Origin of the sequence: uncultured Jatrophihabitans sp., assembly GCF_964252635.1 — a bacterium.
In the GTDB taxonomy this organism is placed as follows: Bacteria; Actinomycetota; Actinomycetes; order Mycobacteriales; family Jatrophihabitantaceae; genus Jatrophihabitans.
The window spans coordinates 22300-30652 of sequence record NZ_CAXUNP010000024.1; the positions used below are offsets into that span (position 1 = coordinate 22300).

At 70.2% G+C, this 8353-nt stretch carries 4 protein-coding genes and 2 pseudogenes; 5 read left to right on the forward strand and 1 reads right to left on the reverse strand.

What is annotated here, in order from left to right:
• Positions 1-45: 45 nt before the first annotated feature.
• The gene (gene ppc, locus ACFFCA_RS12210) at positions 46-2847 is read right to left on the reverse strand and encodes a phosphoenolpyruvate carboxylase (RefSeq protein WP_375485147.1); all 2802 of its coding nucleotides are present in this window, start codon (positions 2845-2847) and stop codon (positions 46-48) included.
• A gap of 111 nt (positions 2848-2958) precedes the next feature.
• Between ppc and galE the strand changes: the two genes are divergently transcribed.
• The 5 genes and pseudogenes from galE to ACFFCA_RS12235 form a co-directional block, all read left to right on the forward strand.
• A complete protein-coding gene (gene galE, locus ACFFCA_RS12215) occupies positions 2959-3936 on the forward strand; it encodes a UDP-glucose 4-epimerase GalE (RefSeq protein ID WP_375485149.1) in 978 nt (325 codons plus the stop codon).
• Positions 3937-4726: 790 nt separating this feature from the next.
• Positions 4727-5332, forward strand: a pseudogene (locus ACFFCA_RS12220) (sugar transferase); the annotation flags it as partial.
• Positions 5333-5372: 40 nt separating this feature from the next.
• Positions 5373-6596 carry a DUF1972 domain-containing protein gene (locus ACFFCA_RS12225; RefSeq protein WP_375485151.1) on the forward strand — a complete coding sequence of 408 codons (1224 nt, stop codon included), beginning with the start codon at positions 5373-5375 and terminating at the stop codon, positions 6594-6596.
• A gap of 344 nt (positions 6597-6940) precedes the next feature.
• Entirely contained in the window at positions 6941-7327 is a 387-nt protein-coding gene (locus tag ACFFCA_RS12230; protein WP_375485153.1) for a hypothetical protein, read from the forward strand.
• 124 nt (positions 7328-7451) lie between these two features.
• Positions 7452-8353 (forward strand): annotated as a pseudogene (locus tag ACFFCA_RS12235) (hypothetical protein); the annotation flags it as partial.

Sequence of the window (8353 nt, forward strand, 5' to 3'; positions counted from 1 at the left end):
CATCATTGCCGATCACGGGCGAAGACGCCGCTTCGCCGGAGGTGCTCAGCCGGTGTTGCGCAGCCCGGCCGCCACCCCGTTGACCGTCAGCAGGAGGGCGCGGCGCAGCTCCGGGGACGCGTCGGACTCCTCACCGGCCCGGACGCGCGCGAGCAGATCCACCTGCAGGTAGGAGATCGGGTCGAGGTAGGCGTCGCGGACCCCGAACGTCCGCTGCAGCACCGGGGAGTCGTCGAGGAGACGCTTCTCGCCGGTGACCCCGAGCACCTCGGCGACCGTGCGTTCGTGCTCCTCGCGCACCACGTCGAACAGGTGGCGCAGCGGGGCCGGGACGAGGGTGTCGACGTAGTGCGCCGCGATCTCGAGATCGGTCTTGGCCAGCGTCATCTCGACGTTGGACATGAAGGTGCGGAAGAAGTGCCACTCGTCGAACATCTCGGTCAGCACGTCGTCCAGCCCGGCCCGGCGCGCCGCGGCCAGACCGGTCCCGACGCCGAACCAGCCCGGCACGATCTGGCGGGACTGCGTCCACCCGAACACCCACGGGATGGCCCGCAGCCCGTCGATGCCGCCGCCCCCCGAGGGCCGCTTCGACGGCCGCGAGCCGATGTTCAACGAGCCGAGTTGTTCGACGGGAGTGGCGGCGACGAAGTACCCGGGCAGGTCCTTGTCGTCGACGAAGGCCCGGTACGCGGCGTACGCGGCGTCGCTGACCACCGTCATGCAGGCGTCCCAGCGCTCGAGCTGCGGCCCGGACTGGCGCGGCGACCGGTGCAGCGCCGACGCGCGCAGCGTGGCGGCCAGCGTCAGCTGCAGGTTCTCGCGGGCCAGCTCGGGCAGGGCGTACTTGTCGCTGATGACCTCGCCCTGCTCGGTGAACTTGATCTCGCCGTCGAGCACGCCCCACGGCTGGGCCAGGATCGAGTCGTAGGTCGGCCCACCGCCGCGGCCGACCGTGCCGCCGCGCCCGTGGAACAGGCGCAGCCGCACACCATGACGGGCGGCGACGTCGCGCAGCGTGCGCTGGGCCCGGTGGATCTCCCACTGCGACGTGGTGATGCCGGCCGACTTGTTGCTGTCGGAGTAGCCGAGCATGACCTCCTGCACGTCGCCGCGCAGCCGCACGATGAGCCGGTAGGTGGGGTCGGAGAGCAGGTCGTCCAGGATCTCGCCGGCCGCGCGGAGCTCCGCAGCCTCCTCCAGCAGCGGGACGAACCCGATGCGGGCGAACGGCTCGCGGGCGCCGTCGATCCCGGACCCGTGGACGTCGATCAGCCCGGCCTCGCGGGCCAGCACCACGGCCGCCAGGACGTCGTCGGCACCGTGGGTCATCGAGATGATGTAGCTCTCGATGACCTCCGGGCCGTAGGTGTCGAGGGCGTGGCCGATCTCGGTGAAGACCGCGAACGTCTTCGCGCCCGCCTCGTCCAGCGGTAGCGGCACGCCCGCGAGCGGGCGGCGGGAGCGCAGTTCCCGGGACAGCAGTCGCAGCCGGTAGTCGCGTGGCACGTCGGCGTAGAGCCAGGTCTCCTCGACCAGCCGGTCGACGAGCTGGCCGACGGCCTGATGGTGGGCGTCGGAGTGCTCGCGGACGTCCATCGTGGCCAAATGCAGCCCGAAGACCGCGACGGTGCGCTGGACGCGGGCCAGCACGCCGTCGGCGATCAGGGCGCCGGCGTTGGCGCGGAGCGAGTCGCCGATGAGGTCCAGCTCGCCCAGCAGTCGGGTCGACCCCAGGTAGTCGTGCCCGGGCCGGTGCGGCGCCTCGTCGTCGACCCGGCGCCGCGTGTTCGCGATCTTGGCCTTGATGCATGTGAGCTTGAGCCGGTAGGGCTCGGTCGCGTTGAGGGCGACGAGGCGCGGGTCGACGTCGAGCACGGCCAGGTCGGCCTCGAGCGAGGCGGCCAGCTCGGGCGACGCCGCGACCACGGCGGTCGAGGACGACAGCTCCGCGATGAGGGTGTCCAGCTGCTGGTCCAGGGCGCGGGCCGCGACGTGGTGGTGCATCCGCAGCACGTCGCGAGTGATGGCGGGCGTGACGTTCGGGTTGCCGTCGCGGTCACCGCCGATCCACGTACCGAACGTCAGAGGACGGGCGACTGTGGACAGCTCGACGCCGTGGCGGGCGGTCTCGAGCGCGAGATCGGTCGCCAGCTCGGGCATCGTCTCGGACACCAGGTCCTGCAGGTAGTAGACGACGTTGCGGGCCTCGTCCAGGGGCGTCGGCTTGTTCTGGCGCAGCTCGTCGGTCTGCCAGACGAGGTCGACCAGTTCGGCGAGATCGCGGTCCTGGCGGACGCGGACGGTGGTGCCCGGCTCGCTGGCCGTGCCCAGGATGTCGGCGATCCGTCGCAGCTTGGTCAGCACCGAGCGGCGGCTGGCCTCGGTGGGGTGGGCGGTGAACACGGGACGCACGGCCAGGGCGTCGATCGCGGCACGCAACCCCGACGCGCCCAGCTCGGCGGCCACGTCGGCCACGGCGCGGGTCAGCCAACCGTCGTCCCCCGGCCGGGCACGCAGCCCGCGGACCCGGTGCACCTGCTCGGCCACGTTCGCGAGGTGGAAGAACGCCGAGAACGCCCGCACCAGCACCGTCGCGGTCTCGATGGGCTGGTCGGCGAGCAGCCCGCGCACCTCGACCGAGGCCGCGTCGTCCCCGGACTTGCTGCGCTTGGTCAGGGCACGGACCTGCTCGACGAGCTCGAGCGCCGAGGTCCCTCGCTGCCGCACGAGCGACTCGCCCAGCAGGCCACCGACCCGGCGCACGTCCGCGCGGAGCTGCGCGTCACCGATCTCGTCGCCCAACGGTTCGGGGGTGGGCTCCAGGGTGTCGACGCCGTGTTCCATGTCGATGATTCTGGCCCAGCGCCGCCGCCGGTGCCGCCGCGGCGTCCGATCGGTCGTCTGACCACTCCGTGCACAAGCGGTGCCGTCCTGTGCTCGGGTAGCGTCCGACGCATGCGAGTCCTGGTCACCGGCGGCGCCGGGTACATCGGCAGCGTGGTCGCGGCCCGACTGCTGGCCGAGGGGCACGAGGTCATCGTCGTCGACGACCTGTCCACCGGGCACGCGGACGCCGTACCGCGCGGGGCCACGTTCCACCAGATGTCGATCGCCGGTCTCGACCCGGTGCTGGGCGACTGGGCGGTCGACGCCGTCCTGCACTTCGCCGCGAAGTCCCTGGTCGGCGAGTCGGTCACCGACCCGTCGCTCTACTGGCGCAACAACGTGGTCGGCACCGTGGCCCTGCTCGAGTCGATGCGGGCCCACGGTGTGCCCCGGATCGTGTTCTCCTCCTCGGCCGCGACCTACGGCCAGAGCGAGCAGCAGCCGATCCGCGAGGACGCCCCACCACGTCCGGGGAGCCCTTACGGCGCAACGAAGCTGGCGATCGACCTCGCGCTCACCGACTACGCGCACGCCTACGGTCTGGCGGCCACGAGCCTGCGCTACTTCAACGTCGCCGGCGCGCTGATGGACCCCGGTGGGCAGTCCTTCGGTGAGCGGCACGCGGTGGAGACGCACCTCGTCCCCAACGCACTGCGGGCCGCCGCCGGTGACGGCCCGGCCCTGTCGTTGTTCGGCACCGATTACCCGACCCCGGACGGCACCTGCATCCGCGACTACATCCATGTCGTCGACCTGGCCGACGCCCACCTGCTCGCCCTGCGCGCCGGGGCGGAGGGCGAGCACCAGGTCGTCAACCTCGGCAGCGGCTCGGGGTCGTCGGTGCGCGAGGTGCTGAGCACCGCGGGCGAGGTCACGGGACGTGAAGTCCCTGTTATCGAGGCGGCCCGACGGTCCGGTGACCCCGCCGTCCTGGTGGCGTCGAACGAGTACGCACAGTCCTTGCTGGGCTGGCGCCCGGCGCAGGATCTGACCGCGATGGTGTCCGACGCCTGGCGTTTCGAGCAGGAGGTTCGCGGCCAGGCGTGAGCCGAGGGCCGGGTTTTCGGGCCTCGTCGCGATGCGGTGTGAATGGCGACCGGCCGCGGTCCCGGAATGCCATTAGGGCGGTCGCCCGAATGACGGCGGTGGCACCCGAAACGTCAATTACTGACGGTAACGCCAATTGCCACCGTCGCCATTACTCAGCGTAAGTCCGCCCTCCATCTCCGTGCGACATGTCGGACACGTCGACACAGGAAAGCCCCACAAATCGGGACTACCTGGGGCCCGTGATGCCGTGGCCTGAACGTCGATGTTAATGACTGTCCTGCGGCTCGGCTCTTTCCAAACAACCTATTCACCCGCTATACAGAACGGGAATCGTCGGTCGCTCGGGGGACGGCCGACGATTCACTACTTCGGCAGTTTCCGACGGCCCGCAGCAGCCGAGTGCGGCGGGCCTGGGGGCGGTGATTCGCATGCCCGCGCGCTCCGCGAGGCACAGTCCGGACATGACGCGTTGTGTCGTCCCTGTGAGAAGACACAGCTGGAATTCTCCGGGTAGCGGACGGAGACTTAACACGGTATAGATACCGATCAGTCGGTGACGCCGCTTCGCCACGGCGAATCGGTCCGGGCTGACGTTCGTTGTACACACGGGGGGACGCTCTCGTCCGCGCCACGGTCGAGAGCACATCGGGGGGTCATGTCGTACGCCGGAACGGTGGGTCCGACGACGCTGCGTGCCGGGGTGCCCGGCGGCGTCGGCGCGTCACCGTCAGTGGAGGGGCCGTTACGCCCGGCGCTGCGCGAGAGCCGCAGCGAGGCCGCGCCGCGCGGCCGGGCGCTGGTGGTCAAGCACGTCCTGGACCGGATCGCCGCGGGCGCGGTGCTGATCATGCTGTCGCCGTTGCTGCTCGTCGTGGCGCTCGTCGTCCGCGGCACGAGCCCGGGTCCGGTGCTGTTCCGCCAGACGCGGATCGGCCGGGACGGTCGGCCGTTCACGATGCTGAAGTTCCGGAGCATGCATGCCGATGCCGAGGCCGGGTTGGCCGACCTGCTGGCGTGGAACGACGCCGCGGGCGGGGTGCTGTTCAAACTGCGCAACGACCCGCGCACCACGGCCGTCGGCCGGGTGTTGCGGCGACTGTCGCTGGACGAACTGCCGCAGCTGCTCAACGTCCTGAGCGGGTCGATGTCGCTCGTCGGTCCGCGGCCGCCGTTGCCGTCGGAGGTCGCGCGGTACGGCCCGCAGGAGCGACGCAGACTGCTCGTCAAGCCGGGGCTGACCGGGCTCTGGCAGGTCAGCGGCCGCAGCAACCTGTCGTGGGAGGAATCGATCCGGCTCGACCTGTTCTACGTCGAGCGCTGGTCGCTGGCGCTCGACGCGGCGGTGCTCGTGCGGACACTGCCCGCGGTTCTACGTGCCGACGGGGCGTACTGACCGACATGATCCAGATTCGAGAATCGGGGGGGATTCGAGAATGAGAATCGCATTGGTGGGCACGCGCGGCGTGCCGGCACGGTACGGCGGCTTCGAGACCTGCGTCGAAGAGGTCGGCAAACGGTTGGTCAAGGCCGGCCACGAGGTCATCGTGTACTGCCGCACCGTCGGTCTCGACGACTCGGTGGAACTGGTCGACGCCTACGAGGGCATGCAGCTGGTCTACCTGCCCGCGGTCAGCAAGAAATCGTTGGAGACGCTCAGCCATACCGCGCACTCGGTGCGGCACCTGCGGCGCCACCCGGTCGACGTCGCGGTCGTGTTCAACTCCGCGAACGCGCCCCTGGTGCCGTTCCTGCGCTCCCGTGGCATACCGGTCGCGACGCATGTCGACGGTCTGGAATGGATGCGCGACAAGTGGCAGGGGATGGGCCGTCGCTATTACCGCGTCGCCGAGTCCATGGCCGTGCGCTGGTCCGACGCGCTCATCGCCGACGCGCAGGGCATCGCCGATTACTACCGGCTCGAGTTCGACGCCGACACCGAGCTGATCGCCTACGGCGCGCCCGTCGTCACGGGCGAGGCCAACGACCGCCTCGCCCGGGTGGGCGTGCAGCCGGGGCAGTACCACCTCGTGGTCGCCCGGTTCGAGCCCGAGAACCACGTCGATCTCATCGTCGAGGGGTATCGCGACAGCTCCGCCCGGCTGCCGCTCGTCGTCGTCGGGTCGGCGCCCTACGCCGACGAGCACACGGCGCGCATCCACTCGCTGGCCGACGAGCGCGTGCACCTGACCGGTGGCATCTGGGACCAGGAGCTGCTCGACCAGCTCTACGCCAACTGCGTCACCTACCTGCACGGGCACTCCGTCGGCGGCACCAACCCGTCGCTGTTGCGGGCCATCGGCGCCGGTGCCGCGACGATCGCCTACGACGTGAACTTCAACCGCGAGGTCGCCCGACACAGCGGGGTCTACTTCCGGACACCCGCCGATGTCGCCGTGCACATCGAGCAGGCCGAAGCGGCACCCGAGGACACCGCCCGCCGCGGCGAGGAAGCTCGCGTTCTCGCCTACCGCTACGACTGGGACGATGTCGCGGCCCGGTACGAGGCACTGTGCGAACGCCTGGTCCACGAGGGGGTGCGCGGCCACCGGCACCCGTCCGGTCGGCGTCGGGGGATAACCTCCGGTGATCTGTCGGCGCCAGGTGTGTATCCGGCCGACACGGTGCACGCTGTACTTCCGCTGTCCACCGCCGGCTGACGACCGTTGTCGACGCTGCCACTGCTGATCCGGGGACGAGGGCGCAACGAGCGAGGGACGTGCGGACGATGAAGCAACGCCGGTTCCCACGAGGCGCCCAGACCGTCCGGGCCTGCGGTGCCGGACTTGTCCTGGCCCTGACGTTGTCGGCGTGCAGTCACGATTCCGGCGGCCACCACGCGTCGTCGACCCCGACCAGCGGTGCCGCGGCGCAGCCGTCCGGGGCGGGGACATCGGCTGCCACATCGGCAGGCCCGACCGGGCAGACGCCGTCGAGCCGAACGTCGCCTCGGAGACTTCACCTGTCCACCGTCGCGTCGAAGCCGGCCACCACGCTGCCGCCTGTGCCGATCCGGAAGCCGGCTTCCTTCGGCACAGGGGTCTCGGTCCAACTGGATCGTGTGGTGCACGGCATATCGACCGCATCCGGGCGTGGCACGTTGGCTGGTCGGGACACGGTCTCCCTGACCTTGAGGCTGCGCAACTCCTCGCAACGCAACGTCCGTGTCAATGCGGTGCAGGTTGCGGCCACATATGGTCCGGCGAAGACGCCGGCTATCCCCGCTTCCGGCAAAGGGACCGTCAACTTCCACGGCACGCTCGCAAGCGGGGCATCCACGATCGGCGTCTACCAGTTCCTCGTGCCGAGGGCTGCGCAGAACGACATTGACCTGACGGTCTGGTACCAGTCGGATACGCCAACCGTTCTGCTTCGGGGGTCGGTGCGTTAGCCCTCGTCTCATGTTTGGTTCGTGTTAGGTTCGGGTACAAGAGTGGGCAGCCGCAGCCTCGCGGTCAGGCGTCCGTGTGGGGACTCGGGACTCCGATGCAGTCTGGGGTTATTCGAGGAGTCTCATGCCCGCCGGCCGGTACACAACTCGCTGTCTTGTCGCCGTCGCAGCGCTTGCCACCGCCTCGGCGGCCGGCGTCCTACTCGACGCCGCTGCCGCGCAAGCGAACTCGGCGCCCAGGATCATCGTCCGCGATGACATGCAGCGCACGGTCAAGGCTGGGTTCGGGTCGGCGCCGGTCGGCGGCACCTACTCCGTCACTTCAAAGGCCAGGACGAGCGTCACCCGAGGCGCTGGGCATCTGACAGTCACACCGGGCGCATCGACGTCGGCAGGTCCGTCCCGGGTCTCGGCGACGGACGCAGCAGCCCGGCTGACCTTCGTCGCCCCGGCCCAATCGGCATCCGGCTCAGGTGTGTACGTGACGATCCAGATGCGTCGACAGGTTCGCTACGACGGCTACAGCACGAAGGTCCGGATTGAGCCGAACGGTCGCGTCAGCGTGGGTTTCTACCGGCTGGGAGGTGCCCAACTGGGCCCAGACCGTTCCGTGTTGGTGGTGAGTCCGGGCCAGGTGCTGACGGTTCAGACGCAGGTCTCCGGCAGCACACCGGTGCGGCTCGCGGCCAGCGTGTGGGCCGGTACGTCGTCGAGTCCACACACGACAACCTGGCAGAACACCTACGCCGACTCGCGCCCGTCCCGATTGCGATCGGCAGGCCGATTGCAATTGATGACGTACCTGTCCAGTGGCGCCCGCTCGGTAGTGCACCAAACCGTCAGCGCCTTCGAAGCCTGGTCGCTGGCGGGGTCGACGCCACCCGTCGGACCCTTCCCGGCTCCGGGTTCGCCAACGGCTCCGCCGACGACCACGGCTCCGCCGACGACCACGGGTCCGCCGACGACCACGGCGCCGCCGACGACCACGGCGCCGCCGACGACCACGGCGCCGCCGACGACCACGGC